This is a genomic window from Sphingomonas sp. GW821-FHT03E12, from assembly GCF_059420685.1.
On record NZ_JBWKUF010000001.1, the window covers coordinates 1 to 17,903 of the forward strand.

General features: G+C 67.9%; 6 protein-coding genes. 1 reads left to right on the forward strand and 5 read right to left on the reverse strand.

All coding sequences use genetic code 11. From position 1 onward, the window contains the following. Nucleotides 1-145: 145 nt before the first annotated feature. Nucleotides 146-1,612, reverse strand: a complete 1,467-nt coding sequence (locus AC07TU_RS00005; protein ID WP_495185867.1) for an MFS transporter — start codon at nt 1,610-1,612, stop codon at nt 146-148. A gap of 150 nt (nt 1,613-1,762) precedes the next feature. Between AC07TU_RS00005 and AC07TU_RS00010 the strand changes: the two genes are divergently transcribed. Beyond that, nucleotides 1,763-2,632 (forward strand): LysR family transcriptional regulator, encoded by an 870-nt coding sequence (locus tag AC07TU_RS00010; protein ID WP_495185868.1) that lies wholly within the window; start codon nt 1,763-1,765, stop codon nt 2,630-2,632. A gap of 13 nt (nt 2,633-2,645) precedes the next feature. On the opposite strand, the gene AC07TU_RS00015 is transcribed toward AC07TU_RS00010, so the two are convergent. The 4 genes from AC07TU_RS00015 to AC07TU_RS00030 are packed head-to-tail and all read right to left on the reverse strand — an operon-like array spanning nt 2,646 to nt 17,871. After that, the gene (locus tag AC07TU_RS00015) at nt 2,646-3,083 is read right to left on the reverse strand and encodes a hypothetical protein (RefSeq protein ID WP_495185869.1); all 438 of its coding nucleotides are present in this window, start codon (nt 3,081-3,083) and stop codon (nt 2,646-2,648) included. 7 nt (nt 3,084-3,090) lie between these two features. Continuing rightward, complete coding sequence (locus AC07TU_RS00020) at nt 3,091-3,705, reverse strand: OmpH family outer membrane protein (RefSeq protein ID WP_495185870.1); 615 nt, start codon at nt 3,703-3,705, stop codon at nt 3,091-3,093. A gap of 4 nt (nt 3,706-3,709) precedes the next feature. Further along, nucleotides 3,710-4,513, reverse strand: a complete 804-nt coding sequence (locus tag AC07TU_RS00025) for a SapC family protein (protein WP_495185871.1) — start codon at nt 4,511-4,513, stop codon at nt 3,710-3,712. Between the two features lie 29 nt (nt 4,514-4,542). Then, nucleotides 4,543-17,871, reverse strand: a complete 13,329-nt coding sequence (locus AC07TU_RS00030; protein ID WP_495185872.1) for a filamentous hemagglutinin family protein — start codon at nt 17,869-17,871, stop codon at nt 4,543-4,545. Nucleotides 17,872-17,903 lie beyond the last annotated feature (32 nt).

The following is a 17,903-nucleotide window of genomic DNA, read 5'->3' on the forward strand; positions in this document are numbered from 1 at the left end:
ACCCGCTCCGGCAAGATCATGCGCCGCATCCTGCGCAAGATCGCCGAAGGCGACACCTCCTCCCTCGGCGATACCTCAACCCTCGCCGACCCCGCAGTCGTCGACGACCTCGTCGCCAACAGAGTGGGGTGAACCTGCGGAGCGCTCATGCTGCACACTCTCTCCGGGTTTCCCTCAGCCCCGAACGGAACAGGACGAAGCTCAACGCGGCGAGGATCCATGCGCCCGCTCCGCCGTAGATCATGACGAGGCCAAAACCGGCGGCAATCGCCTGACCGGCCGCGAGCGCCTCGCTATTACCGGCGGCGATCGCCTCCGCCGCGGCGCGCAATTGGGAGATCTCGACCGGCCCGGCGGCAGCCCGCTGCAGCGCCGCGGCGATCCCTTCGACCAGCAGGATGCCCATGACCGCAATGTTCACCGCCAGGGTGATCAGCCGCGCACTCATGTCGATGCCGGACGCCATCCCCGCCCGGCTCGGCGGCACCGATGCCGTGGTGGTGTTGGTCACGGGCGTGTTGGTGATACCGATCCCGATTCCGGCAAGCAGCAAACCCGGCAGCATCGTCAGCCAGCCCGGCTGTGCGGCAATGCTGCCCAGCTTCATCGCCATGAAGCCGAGCCCGATCGTGGCGAGACCGAGCGGGATGACGGTGCCCGGCCCGTATCGCAGAGCCATGCGCTCACCCAATGGCGGAAAGACCAACGCCGGCAGCGTATAGGCGAGCAGGCACAGGCCGGTGCTGAGCGGATCATATCCAAGGCCGGTCTGCAGGTAGATCGGCAGATAGATCATGAACGGCCAGTAGCTCACATTCATCGCGATACAGCCAAGGATCGCGCCGGAGAAACTGCGGTTCCGGAACACGGAGAAATCGAACATCGGATGCGCCTGCCGCCGCTCGGCAACCAGAAAGGCGGCGAAGCAGACTGCCGTGGCCGCCGCGATCGCAATCGAGCCGTATAGCCCGAGTGCAGACCCCTGGGTGATGACATAGACGAGTCCGAACACCGCCAGCGACAACGTCACGATCCCTGCCACATCCAGACGCTTGGCTTCCGGATCACGGGATTCAGCAATGGCACCCGCAGCGATCGCAAGGGTCAGCAGGGCGATCGGAACATGGACGAGAAAGATCCATTCCCAGCCCGTCAGCGCGATGATCGCGCTCCCGACAAGCGGACCGAAACCAAGGCCGATCCCCGACACGACGCCCCAGGTCGCAAAGGCACGGCTGCGGGCGCGCGCATCCTGAAACTGGTGCGAGAGGAGCGCGATCGAACAGATCAGCATCGCCCCGCCGGCCAGCCCCTGAAGCAACCGGCCCGCGATCAGCAACGCCATGCTGTCCGTAAGGCCGCACAATGCAGAGGTGGCGCCAAAGGCGGCGACGCTGACCAGGAAGACCCGCTTGCGCCCGAAGCGATCGGCCAGCGTTCCGGTCGCCATCAGTACCGTGGTGCAGGCAAGCGTATAGGCGTTCATGACCCATTGAAGCTCCTGGAAATCGCCATCCAGGACCCGTTCCAGGCTGGGCAGGATCACCGGCACGCTGGTGATCTCCAGACCGAACATCAATGCGCCGAGGCACATGGCAAGCAAGGCCAGCATATCTTTGCGGGCTGAAGGGGGGGACATCGGCGGCACCTCTCGCGTGTGTGGGCGTGCTTGCCCGGCCGGCGCGATCTGGGGCGGAGGAAGTGATAACGGAAATGATTTTATTTTCTGGAATCTATTACGATCGATAATTAATCATGCACCATGGACATCGATCCGATCCTTCTTCGTGCGTTCGTGGCGGTGAGCGAGACGGGCGGCTTCACCCGCGCCGCCCGGCGGCTGAACCTCACCCAGCCAGCGGTCAGTCACCAGATCCGGCGGCTCGAGGAGCAGATCGGCCGGGCGCTGATCCGCCGGACGACACGTCGCCTGATCCTCACCGACGATGGAGAGGACTTCCTGCTCCACGCCCGGCAGATACTAACCGGTCTCGATGCGCTCGCGCAGCGCTTCCGCCCCTCTCCCGTGACCGGCGTCGTGCGGTTCGGGGCTCCGGAAGCGTTCATGGGCGAGCGGCTCCCGGCGCTGCTCTGCCGCTTCTCACGCGCCTTTCCGGCGGTGCGGCTCGACGTGCATGTCAGCACCTATCTCGATCTCAGCACGATGATCGCGACAGACGATCTCGACCTTGCCGTCGTGCTCTCAACCGCCGGCGGCGAGAATGGCGGCGTCCCGCTGCGACGCGCCGAGTTCGCCTGGGTTGCTGCCGACAACTTCCTCCCGCCCGCAGGGGCGTCGCTGCCGCTTGCCTTCCATCCGCCCAATTGCATCAACCGGCTGGTGGGTGTGGCTGCACTGGAGGCGACGCCGATCGACTGGCACATCGCCTTTACCTCCCCGAGCGAACAGGGCCTGCGCGCGGCGGTGCGGTCGGGGCTGGCCGTGGCGGTGCTGATGCGCAGCGACATCGAGCCCGGCCTGCGCATCCTCGACGGCGACTATGGTCTCCCGGCACTGCCGAGTGCCGACTTCATGCTGATCCAGAGCAGCGCCACGCCATCCCCGGCCGCCCGCGCCTTTGGCGAGATGCTGGTGGAGATGGAAGCGCCGGCGGAGGACACCGCTCGCTGATCCGGCGGGATGCTCACTCGGCCGCCGCGTCAGCCTCGATCCGGACCGCAATGCGCATCGGCAGCAGCATCGCCTTTGGCGGCTTGCCGAGGCTGCGGCCGATCAGCGCATCGTGCAAATCGCTATTGGCCTGCGCATCTGTGAAGGGCGCAAAGCGCAAGCGTTCGATACGACCGTCCGGCTTCACCCAGAGGCTGATCTCGACATCGACCGGCGCACCTTCGGCAACCCGCCGGTCGTTGAGGTAGCCGCGCAGCCGCGCGGGGATCTCGCCATCCTCCTGCAGCCAGGCGGACACCGTGTCCGTCGAAGCTCCGGCATAGCGGACCCATTCGACGGGGGCGGCCGAGGGCGCGACGCTCTGCGCGGACGCCGCGCCCAGCATCGCAGCGAAACCCGCCGCGATGCCGGCGACACGCGCGGTCAGCACGCGACGGGTTCCTGACTTCATCGCCGGCTCAGCGCGCTGCGGGCGCGGCAGGCGCCGCCGCCTGCGGGAGCCGCTCACGCTCGAAGGTGATTGTCTGCACCTTGGCGTCGAGTCCCTTCACGACATCGGCGGTGAGGTCGTTGCCGAGATTGCCGCCGAGCGCGACGTTGCGGTCGAACAACAGGCCGCATTTCTTCTGGCCATAGACCTGCGCGATCACCGGCTGCGCGTCATTGGCGATCCGCTCGAGCGCCTTGGTACGTGTCGCCTCGATCTCGCGGCTGTCATGCGCGGCCTTGGCCTGCAAAGCCTGCCAGCGCGTAGCCGCCGCGGTGCGGCGCTGCTTGGTCTGGGGATTGTCGGGCTGCCCCTCCAGCGCCTTGGCTTCCGCTTCGATCGGCGCGCGCTCGCTGTCGATCGCGGTCTGCGCCGCACGGGCGATTTCCTGCAGGCGGACGGTCGCGGCCTTGCCGACGGCGGCATTGGCATAGATCGCCTCGCGCGAGATCAGGCATACGCCGGGAACCAGCGGCCCGCCGAGCGTCTGTTGCGCAGCCGGTGCGGCCGGCGCCGCAGTCTGCGCGAGTGCCGGGCTGACGAGCGCCGCTGCCAAAGGGAGAGCGATGAGAGAACGCAGGATCATGAATTCAACCTTCTTCCGAATGCGTGGTGTGGCCCTCACCATGCGGATGTGACGTTGGCACGACAGCCGGGCGCCCCGCGCGCCGCGCCAGCAGGACCGGAAACCGGTCGAGCGAGGCGAGGTGATACTGAACAAGCGCGAGCCACCCGTTGCGATGCCATTCGATAACCGTTTCGTCCGGAAGCTGCGAGAGCTTCTCGACGTCGACGATGCGGAAGCCGTCGAGCCCCAATGCGCGGCCGTCGGGCAGTTGCACATCGGCGCGCCGGTCGACCAGCAGCTCCGCCGCAACCAGTGCATCGGCAAAGGCGCGCGTCGCGGTGGCCTGAAACTGGAATGCGTCGCAAAAGGCGAGCGCCTGGCGTGTCAGTTCCGACGGCTCGGCGCCGTCGAACAGGGCGGTGCCCTCGCCGCCGTCCTTGCGGATCCGGCCTGCTGCGGTGTCGATCGCCAGCGCGAACCCTTCAGGATTGATCGTCGGGATGAAGCCGAACGGGTAACGCCGGACATAAGCCGGAACATAGGCGTCGGCCGCCCAGTCACCGCCGGTGACGAACAAATTCTCGCGCTCGACCCCCATCACCGCGATCGGGTGCGCGTCGCCCGCGGAAAAGACGATGGGATAGCTGTGCATCGCCTGCGCGATCTCGCCGGTGACGACCGGAACGAACGGCGTCTCCGCCGCAAAGGCGAAATCCCCCTCGCCCAGCCGCCAGCCCTCGTGCGCAACGGCGGAAAGCGGCTCGGGCGCCGTGTAGAACAGGGGCACCGGCCCCGCCGCTGCGGCGGGGTTCTGATCTTCGGACATGGTGTTCAATTCTCCAGTGGATACGCGTCTCAGGGCTCGGCGCCGAAGCCGAGCAGGCGGACGGTGACGATCACGGGCATGTCGGTGCGTGCCGGCCGAGCACGCTCGGCAGCCTTGACCGCTTCGGCGACCACCGCGCTGCTCGCCGACGAGGCCGCAGTCAGCGCGCTGGTGTTGACCACCGGCGGCAACGGGATGCCGCGCGCCTCACCCTCGACCTTGATGTTCGCGGCGTTGAGCACCTGAAGCGCGGCGAGGTTGACGTTGCCCGACACGCGGATGCCCGCCTCGCCCGCATCGATCACGCCAAGCGGCGCGATCAGATCGACGTCGCCCGCGGGGATTTCCGGGATCGGCGCCAACGTGGCGATGCCCGCACCAGTATTCTGCGTCGGCGGCGACAGGGTGACGATACCGTAGCGGTCATAGATGCGCCGCGGCGGCTGGAACACGGCCGTGCTCTTCGATCCGCGGCCGGCGTTGATGTCGCCTTCCGCCGACCAGATCAGCAGATCGCCGCCAAAGGTCGTGAACACGCGGCTCTGACCAAGCAGCACCGAACGGCGCGAGTAGATGTCGATATCGCCCGAGCCCATGCTGAGCACGCCCGCCGTCGCCGGCGGCACCAGACTGCCGACGCCGACCAACGTCTGGCCGCCCGCGACGAGCAGCTCGACATTGCCGCCGAACAGCGTCCGCACACCCGACCCGCCGAACATGGTGAGGTCGCCCGCATAGGAGATCGCCTTGCCGCCGGCATCCTTCTCCGGGAACAGCACCGCAATCGCGTTGCGGCCGCGCAGATAGCTCGCGAAACGCGGACCTTGCTCGTCATTATACTCGCGCCCGCCGGCCTTCAGCTCGTCATAATAGACCTGGCGGACGAAGATGCCGCGCTCGACTTCGGTCAGCTCGCTGTTGAAATAGTCGAGCGCACCCTTCGCGTCAGCGGCCTCATAGCCGAACCGGGCCTTGAGCCACTGGCGCAGTTCCGCGTCATAGGTCTTGACGACCTTGCCCTCATTCTCCGGATGCGCGAGCGGGAATTCGGCGTTCGCGCGGTTGGTGGGATCGAGGTAGAGCTTGGCGAACGCGTCGTAGTTCGGGCCGCCCGCGCCCACGCCGGTCAGCACGGTGATCGCCGCGCCGCCATTGCGGGTCTCCGGGGTCAGGCCGAACAACGGCCCCATGCTGCTCAACCGGCCATTGTCGCCCTGATAGACGTGGCGTCCGGCCTCGACGATCAGATTGCCCGGCCCGGCGACGGTCATGTTGGCGAAGACTACGTCGCGCCCGGCCGAAATCAGCGTGATGTCGCGCGGATCGTTATGGACGACGAGGCCGGAGGTGAGGAACGGGCCGCCATAGATTTGCCCCGTGCCGCGGCAGTCCACAGGACCCGCGATCCCGCACCCGAGCGCCAGCGGCGAACCCAGATTGACGATGTCGCGCCCCGCACGGATCGTCGCCGATCCCGAGCTGATATAGATCGGGCTCAGCAGGCTCCAGCTGGTCATACCGAACGAGAATTCGCGCACATCGCCTTCGACCGCGTAGAACAGCGCCGGCTTCTTTCGGCCTTCGATCAGGCGGCCGCTCGCGGTTTCCGGCTGGAACGCGATGGCACTGCCGACCGAGCCGTTACCCTTCACCTCGGGCACCGGCCCGTTCGGGACCCGCTGCGCCATTCCGCCCCAGACCGGCCGGAAGATGTTGGGCAGCAGGTCCGGGCTGTTCGACATGCCGGACATCGCGATCGGCATGCTCGTCACGAAATCCCCGACGCCTTCCTGCGAGAACTGGGCCATGCCGGAGATGGTGTGGCCCGCCAGGAACTCGATCTGCCCCTTGGGCGAAGGCGAAAGGACCAGCGCCGGGATACCGGTATTGCAGTCATTGCCGCAGAAGGCGCCGCTCCAGTCGATGTTGCCGCCCGGCGCAGTGGCGGTGAGGATCGCCGGATACCAATAGCGCAGGTCGCGCCGCCCGGCGTTCGACGTCGCCAGCGCCACCGGGGTGATCGACCCGCCGGCCGAATAGAGGTGGATCGCGGTATCGTCCTGCCACAGCGTGAAGCTGCTGCGCGCGAACAGCCCGTCGGTCCGCGTCCAGACGCCCGCGGCGTTGACCGTGCCGAAGCTGGTCCCCGCCTCGGTCATCTGGACGAGCGAGCCGGGGTCGGCGACGCCCGACAGGGTCAGCTTGCCGCGGGTGGAAAGGGTCACCGTCGTGTCGCCCGGGGCGAGCGTGATCCAGCCAATCGAGCGCGCAGTGACGTCGATATCGCCGCGCAAATTGGTCAGCGTGCCGCCCAGATCGGTGTCCGAAATCTGCCCCGGAGTCATTGGGTTGAGCGCGCCGCCGATCCGAATCGTCATGTCGCCGCCGCCGGTCTGCACCACCTCGCCGCCGGTGACGAAGCCCGCGACGCGGGTTACCTCGGTCACTCGGCCCGTCCCGGCCACCGCGAAGTCGAGCCCCGTGCTCGCGATCCGTGCCCGCAGCGAACCGCCGCTCGCGGTATCGCCGAGCGGCGTGCTGAAATCGGTCAGCGTGCCGGCGTCGCCGCCCGCCGAAACGGTCAGGTTGCCGCCGCCCAGCGTACCGATTCCCATGAAGCCGACCAGCAACGGGGCATTATGGCTGATGATCGAATCATTGTAGCTCGCCGCGTAGTTGGGGATGTAGCCGCCGAAATGGATCCACCAGGCGGTGGGGATATCCTGACCGAGCTGCGTGCCGACGCCTTCGGTCACGCCATAGCCGCCCTGACGCCACAGCCAGTTGGTGATCGATCCGCTGCCCGGCCGCAGATAGGCGAAGTCGCGCCCGGTCTGATAGCCGATCAGCTCGCCCTGCACCGCGAGGGTGAGGTCGCCGCCATGCTCGGGATACCAGGCGCGATAGTCGCGGATGCTGTCGGCATAGCCGTCGAACCCGGCGCCGATCCACGGATTGGCGAGGTTGCGCCCGCCCGACAGGATGCCGCGCGGCTGATCATAGACATTATAGCCATCCGGCGTGGTGCCGCCGATCGTGTCCGAAGGCGTACCCGCGGTATAGACCCCGAACAGCGAATATTGCTTGTAGGAACCACCCGCGAGCAGATCGAGCGAGCCGATGCCGGTGCGCACGACGCTGAACGCCTGCACCGCGCGCATGCGGATCAGCCATTCGGGAGTGAAGCCGTCCGCCGTGGTCAGCTGCGGGTTGAGATAGTGGCGATCGGACAAATTGAGGTCGCCCGTCTGGCCCGATGCGGCAAGGTCGGTGGCGGCGCGGAGAGCGCGGCCGTCGGCCGATCCGATATCGGCGCCCGCCACGAAGCGCATCGACCAGGATTCCGAACCCTGTTTGAGCATCGGCGCCGTCGCCCAGATGCGCCCCTGCGTGCCGTCGGCCTGGACCGGGCGCATCTGCTCGCGCGGAGTTCCGGCGATCTGGACGTCGACCCCGGCGCCGAGCACCGTGCCCGCGGGTACGATGAGCGGCTGCGCGAGGTAGACGTTCGCGACGTTGAAGACGTTGAGCGGCGTACCCGCTGGCACCTTGGTCATCGTGACCCAATAGTTCGCCGGCATCGTCGAACCGGCACCAAACCAGCTCCCTTGGGGCAGACGCGCCGATACGACCGCGCCTGGCCGGACGATCGGCGCCGCGCCGGCCTCGAAGTCGGCCTTGCTGGCCCAGATCGGCGCCGTCGCGGTCCATCCGGTCTGCGGAACCTGAGTGGTAAGTTCGAAGCCGAACGGGATCGCCGTGCCGCGGCGGATCTGCGTGCCATGCCGCACGACGATCCCGAAACCGAGAACGAAGCTCGAGTTCGGACCGCCCGGGAAGACGGTCGCCGTGCCCGTGGCGCTGCCGAGCAGTTCCATCGCGGACGGCAGCGTGACCGGTGCGGTGAGCAGCCCGGTGATCGCCGACGACAGCAAGGTCACGTCGCGCGGAATGACGTCGCCGGCGGCGAGCGTGACCATCGACGACAAGGTGACCGACGCAGGCAGCTTGACGCCCTTGGGCCAGGTCATCGCGCGCAGGCTGACCGCACCGGGCATCACGCTGCCCTCGCCCAGCACCGTGCCAGCGGGCAGTTGCGTGTCCGCCGCGATGATCGCGCCACGTGCGATCACGCTACCGTCGGGCAGCCCGATATCCGCGCGCGCCACCCATTCGCGGCCGAAGGTGAAGGCCGAGGCCAGACGCGTTTCGGTGCCGAGCAACGTGTTCGACTCTGCGGTGAAGCCGTTGACCGGCAGATCATAGCCCAGCGCCACGGCGCCCGGGAACCGCGTCCCGGTGCCCAGCGAAGCGACCGCGGGCAGGCGATAGTCCTGGATCCAGGCATCGTTCACCCCCTGGCTGCCGGGGTAGAGGACCCAGCCATTGTCGTCCGGGGTGCGCGCAGGCACGCCGAAGCCGTCGGTGATCGATCCGTTGATGTCCAGATCGCCCGCCGCGCGGATCAGCAGCGCGCCCGCCTCGCCCGAGCCATAACCGTCGCCGAACGGGTCGGCATAGTTGGCGGCACGCTGGGTCTTGGCGTTGAGGCTGGCGTAGCGGTGTCCGGCAAGGTTGAGGTCGCCCGAGACCCGCAGGTCGCCGCCTGCCGCGCTCACCAGCTCGACGCCGGGGCGCAGGTGGAAGGCATCGCCGAGCGCGCGCAATCCGGCGATCCGGCCGAGCAGCGCGCCATTGCCGATCGCGGCGTTGATGAACGCATCGCTGTCCTGATGGATGCCGTCGAGCAGCGCCTGGTCGATGATCCCGCCCGCAGGCTGATAGCTGCGGAAGGCATTGACCGAGAGGCTGCTGGCGCCACGGATGTTGAGCGCGCCCGCCGCCGCGATCGCGACATCGTCGCTGCCCAGGCGGCGCGCGTTGAGCTCGATCCTGCCGCGGCGGACGCCGTCTGGCGACGTGACGTCGATCGTCGCGCCCTGCTGGAGCGTCAGCGTACCCCCGGTGCTGCTCAGCTCGACCGTCGCGCGGTTCGATGCCTCCACCGGCGCGCCATAGGCATCGACCTGAAGCACCGTGCCGCGTGCATCCAGCACCGCACTGCCGGTCAGAACCAGGTCGTTCTTCGCCGACAGGCGGATCGATCCCGGCTTGGCGCCGCTCGCATCGATGCGGCCGGTGACCGTCAGGCTTCCGCCGTCGGCGGTGATGCTGACGTTGCGTGCCTTCACCTCGTCGCCGATGACGAGGTCGCCGGTCCGGGTCAGGAAGCTGCGCGAATGGGAGACGCCGCCCTCGTTCAGCCGCGCATTGAGCGCCGCGAAGCCCGCGATCTGGCCTGCGCGAATGTCGATGCCGCCGGCGCGCAGTTCGGGGTTCGGTCCCTGCCCGCCATTGCGCGCCTCGCCCCTGATCGCGCCGTCGAGCGCCGCCATGCCCTTGAGCGCGGTGACCTTGAGCAATCCGGCATGGTTGTAGTCGGCGCTGAGATCGATCACCGCCCCCTTCGCCATCAGCACATTGCCGGTCGCGCTTTCCAGCTCGACGTCGCCGCCCCAGCTGTAGCGGGTCTCGTCGAAGAATTTCGACGCCATCCCGGCCATGTCGATCTTCGCGCGATCGCCCAGCGTCACGTCGCCGTCGCGCGCGGTCAGCTTGAGGCGGCCGCTCGGCAGCGCCACCAGCGTGTCGAGTGCGACCGTGCTGCCGGTGAAGGCGATCTCGCCGCCCAATGGAACCTCGGGCCGGTTGGCCGGGGCGGTCCAGCCCTGCGGCGCGGCAAGCTTGATCGCCCCGCCCGCGACGAAGCCGACATTCGACCCGCCCTTGCCGGTCAGCAGCGGCGTGGTGATGTTGAGCGCGCCGCCGGTGCCGGGCTTGCCCGCAACCGCCTGCGATTCATAGACCGAGATCGTCCCGCGATCATTGGTCTCGATCCGCTGCGCCGCGGTAAGGTTGACCGCCGAGAAACCGAGCGCAAGCCGGTTCATGTTGAGCGTCGGAATGCCCGAGAGCTTGTCCTGATAGCCCAGCACGATCCGGTCGGCGACAAGGTTGAGCGTGCCGTGGCCTGTGCCCGGTCCGCCCGCGATCGGCGCGCCCGGATTGGCTTCGACGATGACCGAGCTATAGCTCGGCCCGCTCGTCCCGTAGACGCCGTTCCACACCAGGGTCGCCGCGCTGATCGTCGCGGTGTCGTTCGCGCCGCCATGACCATAGAGCGCCGGCGTGTTGAGCACGAGCTGAAGCGCCGAAGTCCCCGCGCTCCCGCGCGTGTCGAGATTGACGGTGCCGTAGAAGTTGATCGAATCATTGGCGGTCAGGATCAGCCGCTCCAGCGCGGGCGCACCGGTGCTGCTGTCACCGCGCATCAGCCGTTCGAGCACGCCCTGGTTGAGCAGGATGCCGCTGGGCAGGATGCCCGCCTGACCCGCCGCAGCGAGCGACTGGCTGGTGCCGATGTTCACGCTGCCGGTCGACAGCGCCAGATAGCGCGCGCCGTAGCGAACCTGCTCGCCCAGGCGGACCTGGCCGATGCTGGAAAAGGCGAGCGTACCTTCCGAGTAGAGCGCAGCGCCGTCCTCGACGGTGATCACGCCGGTGGTGCCGGCACCCGACGGAGCCTGAAGCTCGAGCAGGCCGTTGGAGACCGCCAGCATCGCCACCCGGTTGCTGATGATCTGATAGCCGCTGTTCATGTCGAACGCGGGCTTGCCCTTGCCGATCGTGGAGAGCGTCGCGCCCGCTTCGACCGTGATGTCCGAGCGGCCGTCGGAGACCAGCATGATCTGTGCGCCCGACAGGGTCGCACCCTGGCGCACGGTGATGCCGTTGAAGCCGGTGTACGCGAACTGCTCGTTGCCCGCCCGGATCTGGAGCGTGGCCGTGATCGCCGTGGTGCCGAAGACCTGCCGCTGGACCTCACCGCCGATGATCAGCAGGTTGGCGCCGACCGCGTTCAGATCGGATGCGTAGAGGCCCGCGGCGCCCTTGCTCGCGGTCATGCCGTCGGCAAGGATCTCGAGCGGCATCACGCCTGCGGAACGGTAATTGCCCGGGGTCACCGACAGCGACCCGCCGATTCCGCCCTCGGCCGCGGCGAACTTGCCGGTACCCTTGAACGAGAAGAGCGGACGGTCCCCCAGATCGGCCACAGCGGGCAGCGCCAGCGTGAACTGCTTGCCGTCGCGCGGCAGCACCGGCGGCGGGCGGTTGAACAGCGCGCGATCGGGCAGGTCGGTCAGGAACTTCTCGAAGCTCGTCTCGACATATTGCGAATGAGTGCGGACCACGTCGGCAGGGGTCAGGATGATATCGACCGCCTGTGCCGATCGGGTCGTGAGATTGGCGACGCCGGTATGGACACCCAGCGCAAGCGATCCGTCGGGCAGCTTGGTGAATTGGCCAGCCCCGGGCGCGGTCGTCCGCCCCATCTCGACGCGATACGCGCCCTTCATCAGCGCGAACTCGGCGGGCAGCAGCATATAGGTGCCGGCCTTCAGCCCGGGCACGCCCTCCGGCACGATGATCTGCTGGCCGAATTCGGGCTGCGCATGGCCGTCGATCGCGCGCGGTGCGGCCGATCCCTGATAGTCGGGGACGATCGCATAGACCTTGTTGTCGGCATGGCTGAACCCGGCATAGGCAGGGTTCACATTGGCAAGCGCAGTCTTGAGGATATCGACCGATCCGCCGCGGCCCGGGGTGAAGCCCGCACCGGTCGGCATGCCGCCGCCCGACAGGTCGAGCACTGCGCCCGCATCCGCCCGGAGCGAGCCCACCACGGTCACGCCCTGACGCGAGGTGGCATCGCCGAGCTTGACGCCGTTCAGCATCCAGCTGAGGCCGTCGGTGGTGCCCCCATAGGGAATGGCGAGGCCCGCACCGCTCACCGAGGTGAGGCTGCCCGGCAGCAGATTGACCTCGCGGGTGGTGACGTAGCTGTCCGACCAGCCGATCTGCCCCGGCGTCGCCTTCTCCGGCCCCGGTACATAGTCGTCGCCGCCGACCCCCAGCGTGATCGAGCCGAGCGGCGCAACCAGCACGCCGCCCTGGTTGATGATGTCCGCGCCCACGGTGAGCTGGCCATAGACCGACAGCGGGGCCGAGGGCTTGCTTCCGGCCAGCTTGTGGAAGCTGACGGTGCCGCCCTCCATCATCGTGCTGTAGATCGCGGTGTTGCCCGGCAGGCGGTAGGAGTAGACGCCGGCATAGATCGCCGCGACCGCGCCTGTGGTTGGATAGATTTGCGCGGCGGTGAGCGAGATGTTGCTCATCGACCGCACCTCGCCGCCGGTCAGGCGGATGTCGCTGCGGCTGACGATGTTGATGTCCTTCGACGCCGCATAGTCATAGTCGCGCTGCCCGCCGCCGATCAGCCCGATCGTGCCGTTCACGCCGAAGCGGATGCCCGCCATGTCGATCAGGCCGCCGGTGATGGTGACGCTGCCATTGCCCGCGACAGGCCGGGTCTGCAGCGCGAGCTGCCCCATATTCTGCGCGACGAGGGTGTTCCCCCACATCGTCCCGCCGCCCGCGAAATTCACATAGGCGGCCGACAGCTTGATATGGCCGTCGGGATTGAGGTTCGCGATCGACCCGAACAGCGTCAGGTTGCGGCCGAGATCGAGCGAGACGTCGCCGTTGAACAGCACGACATCGTCGCTCGCCAGCGACAGGCTGTCGAAGCCGCCCGCCTTGATACGATCGGCACCGATCCGCGCCTGGCCGACGAGATTGGCGACACCTTCGTTCGAGGCATTGGCCTGAGCGACGGTCTGCCCCGGCGTCCAGCAACCGGTGACGCAGCCGCCGAACTCGATCGCATCGGACAGGACCGGCGAGTAGCTGGTATCGACGATCACCTTGCGCAGCTGGCGCATGAAATCGGGGACTTCGCGGCCGGTGCCGATCCCGCGATCCGACACCAACGGCGTCGTCAGCCGGATCGACAGCTCGCCGCCCAGTGCACCCTTGCCGCCCGCCCTGGCGCGCAGATCGCCGTCGAGGAAGACGCCGAACTGCGAGTCGAAAGCGATCTTGCCGCCATCGGTCGCGAGCAACAGGCTGCTCCGCTGCGCCGGAAGGCCGGAGCCCAGATAGTCGATCTCCGCGCTCGCGCCCGAAGCATCGAGCACCGCGCCCTCGCGCACCACGACATAGGCCGAGGTCATCTGGCGCGGCGCGGGCAGCGTCGAGCCGAAGGGCTGCTGGGCCTCGCCGCCGATATGGATCGATCCGCCCGCCGAGACGCTGGCATAGCGCAACCCGCGCGCGTCGACCGCAGTGAAGGCGCGGCCGGAAACATCGATCACCGCGCCGGAATCGATCCACAGCGAGCGGGTCGGATCGTAGCGGATCGGTGCGTTGGCCGGAACGTCGCGGTTCATATTCTCGAACAGGGTCGAGGTGAGCTCGACCGTGCCGCCATGCGCCTCAATCTTACCCTGAAGCAGGATCGATTCCGCCGCGGTCAGCTTGACCGACTGGCCGTCATCCACGCGCAGGACCGCGCCCTTGCCGACGCGCAGCTGGCCGAACAGCTGGCGATCGGTGAGCCGGTTGCCATAACCGTCGCGCCCGTCGCCATCGCCCAGGCCCGATGCCGCCAGCGTCAGGCTCGCGCCCTGGCGCTGGATGAAGCGGCCGTTCGCCGCGTCCTCGCGCATCATCGGCGCGGTCCACAGCTCCATCGCGTCGTCGAGCGCGGCACCGCTCGCCACCTTGTGGCTGTCGCCCGTGATCCGGCGCACCGGCGCCATCACATCGAGCTTGGTATTGTCGCTCACCCACAGGTCTCCGCCCGCGCGAACGGTGTAGTTGGTGAAGCCCTTCTGGAAGAAGTCCGTTTCGAGGTGCAGCGGGGTCGCGACCTTGAGATCGGCCTCGAACGTCCAGCCGCGCTTCAACGTCGTGCCCGCCGCGAGCGTCAGGTCATTGGCGAGCGGGGTGCCCGCGGGGATGAAGCGCGTGATCGGCGTCGCAAGCGGAACCTCGTTCCCGCCATAGATCGCGCTCAGATCAGGGACGGGCTGTCCCTTGGCGAGCGACATATAGGCCATCGCAAGGAAGGTGCCCGCGGGCAGCATCTGCCCCGGCCCGTACCAGTTGAAGTCGACGTCATAGGCCTCAGCGCCGTCGGGAACGAGCCAATCGGCCAGCAGCGTCCTCTCGGTGAAGTCGAGGAACAAATTGTCGTCGGCGATGTCGCCGGTCAGCAGCTTGGTGACCTGATAGGAATATTCGAAGGGCAGGCTCATCCCCGCCTTGAGCAGCAGATTCTCGCCGAGTTGCATGTCCATCGGCAGCGGCTGCCCCGCGACCAGCAGATTGCCGCCTGCGAACAGGTTCTCGCCGATCGTCACCGGCCGCCCGCCATTGTTGATGATCAGCGACCCGCCCGCAAAGTCGCCTGAGCCGTAGGAGCGGATTTCGCCGTCGAGGACGAGTGTGTTGGCGATGGGCCGGGGCGTGTTGCTCGCCGAGATCACCACGTCGCCGCCACGCGCGCCGAGCGTCTGGCCCTGTTCGAGGATGGCGCCGCCCGCGGAGACGTCGATCAGGCTGTTCTTGCCGAGCCGCGCCGATCCCTGGCTGCTGCTGATGAAGACGTCGCCGCCCTTGAGGAACGCGAGGTCGCGGCGGCTGCCGCCGGTCTTGAGGTTCACCCACAGGCCGGTGGCGTCGATCTTCACGCCCTGCGCCACGTCGATCGGGGTCGGGATGATGTCGCAGACGGTGCTGCAATTGGCGATGATGCCCTCGATCGAGATGGTGCCGCTGCGCGCGGTGAGATCGCCCGCGATCTTCGTCTTTTCGGCGCGCAGTGCGATGCTGCCGCCATGGGCGACGGACAGGTCCGCATCGACCAGCAGGCTCTTGCCGCTGACCCGCAGCGCGCCGAGGCCCGCCTGGTTGATCGATTCCGCCGAAAGCTGGACGTTGTTGACCAGATCGGGCGTCAGCACGGTCCCGGCATTCATGCCCGAGGTGACATCGGTGCCGTTGCTGATCGTCACGTTCGAGCTGAACGGCTGGAAGCCCGAACTGGGCACATGCGCCTCGAGCCGGTTGCCGACATAGAGGCCGCCGGCAAGCGGGGTCACATTCTGCGGCAGCTTGTACCCGTCGATCCGGGTCGCGGTGGTGCCCTGCAGGGTGCCCTGCGGATCGACGGTGATCGGGAGGTCAGGCCGCGTCCGGGTCTGGCGGTCGCCGACGACCACATCGGCGCGGATCGTTCCCTCCATCAGCACCGTCGGCACCGACAGCGAGATCGTGCCGGCATCGCGGCCGACGGTGTAGCCGTCCTCCCAGCGCGCCGTCTGGGTGCGCGAGAAGGGCGTATTGAAGAGCTCGGTATAGCCCTCGCCCCAGCGTTCGTGGCGGCGCATGAACGCGGCGCCAATCGACATCATCTTGACGCCCGCCGGCGCCTGGCCCGAGGCATAGAGCTTGCCGTCGGACCCCATGAACAAGGTCGAGCGGACGATACCCGCTTCATAATCGAGACTGCCGCCCGAGATGTCGAGGATCGCGCCCTTCTGGATCACCAGCTGGCCGGCGTCGGGCGGACGCACATTGGTCGAGCCGACGCCGCTCTGGAAGGTGATGCTGCCGCCCACCGAGGCCCATTCGCCGATCGAATGCGCGACGTTGCTGAGATGCCCGCCAACCTCGAGCAGGCCGCCTGGCGTGTAATAGCGGTCGCCAGTGTGCCCGCCCGTGCCGCTCGGCAGCAGGATCAGGTCGCGGATGTCGATCCACACGTCATTGTGCTTCAGCCCCTCGACCTCGCGGTTCACCGCGGAATCGCGCATCTCATAGGGCTGGACATTCACCTTGAGCGTGTTGGACTCCATGTCCATCGCCACGCCGCGCACGCCCGACACGTCGAGCACCGCGCCTTCGCCGACGAACGCCTTGGTGCGCGCCATCACCGCGATCTGGCCGCCCTGCGCGATCGTCTGCGACCCGGCCTCGAAATTGGCCGTCCCGCCGGTCATGATCTCGACGCGCGAACGGTCGAGCCGGTCGGCGATCATCAGGCCGAGATTGCCGTCGCCCTGATTGTTGAGGTTCCAGCTCAGCGTCGTCTGCGGCGGGTTGGCGAGCGCGTCGCGCTGCGCATTGGTGGCGGTATCCTTGCTGTCCAGCTCGGGCAGGATCAGCGTCAGGCTGTTCCCGGTCAGCGTGACGCTCGTGTTGCTCTTGTTGCCGGCGACGTTGGTCAGCAGGTGGACGGTGCCGCGCGCATGGACGTTGGTCGTCGCCACCGCGACGCCACCCTGCACGACATGCTCGCCTGCGATCGTGATGTCGCCCTGCCGCGCCTCGATCAAGCCGCTGTTGACCGCCCGCCCGGCGGTGCTGTCCGCGGCGACGGTGACCTGCACCTCGTTGCCGCGCGTGGTCGACCGCTGGTTGGCGTCGGTGCCGTAGCCAGGCCGGATCAGGAAGCTGTCGCCCGCCGCGAGCAAAGTCTGGCCGCGATCGGTGCGGATCGACCCGGCATTCTCGACCTTGCTGCCCAGCAGCATGACGAAGCCGCCGGCCTCGACCACCGATTTGGGCGCGGTCGTCGTGATCCGCGCGCCGGCCTCGACCTTCACCTCGCCCTTGGCTGCGGTGAAGCTCTCGACGATCGCGCTTGGCGGGGTGCTCGCCGAGCTCTGCGTGACGCGGGCATAGATGCCATAGTCGCGGAAATGCTGGTCGGTCATCGTCGCCGCAGCGGCAACGATGTTGCGCGCATTGACCTGGCTCGCGCCGCCGAAGATCACGCCATTCTGGTTGAGGACATAGACCGAGCCGTCGGCCTTGATCGTGCCCAGGATCTGCGACGGATCGGCGCTGTTGCCGACGACGCGGTTGAGCGTCACCCAGTTGCTGTTGCCGTGGTGGTTGAAGGTCAGGTCGGTCTCGCGCCCGACATTGAACGAATCCCAGTTGAGGATCGCCTTGTCCTGCGTCTGGTTGACGGTCACCGAGGTCCGCCCGCCGGTGCCCTGGCTCTGCGTCGGGCCATCGGCACCGACCCACAGCTTCGGGTCGAGCGCAACGCCATTGGCGACCTTGAGCCCGCCGTCGCCAAGCCCGTTGGGCACCGCGGACTGCGCCGCCAGTGCCGCTGCGCGAGCCGCCGCCTGCGCCGCGTCCATCTGCGCGCGAATCCGCGTCGCATTCTCGAGCGTCGCGCGGGTGCGCTGCGCCGCCGCGCGCGCCGCGGCGTCACGGCTCGCGGCGGTCTGCGCTGCCTGCGCAGCGGCGGTCGCCGGGTTGGCGGTCGCGCCGCGGCCACCGAAATTCTGGGCGAGCGAGGTGCCGGCCAGCACCAGGCTGCCGAGCGAGGCGCCAAGGAGCAGACGGTTACGGAACGGGCGGTCGGTGCGGATCATCGTGCGGACTCCAGGGTGCGCGCCGGCCGGCA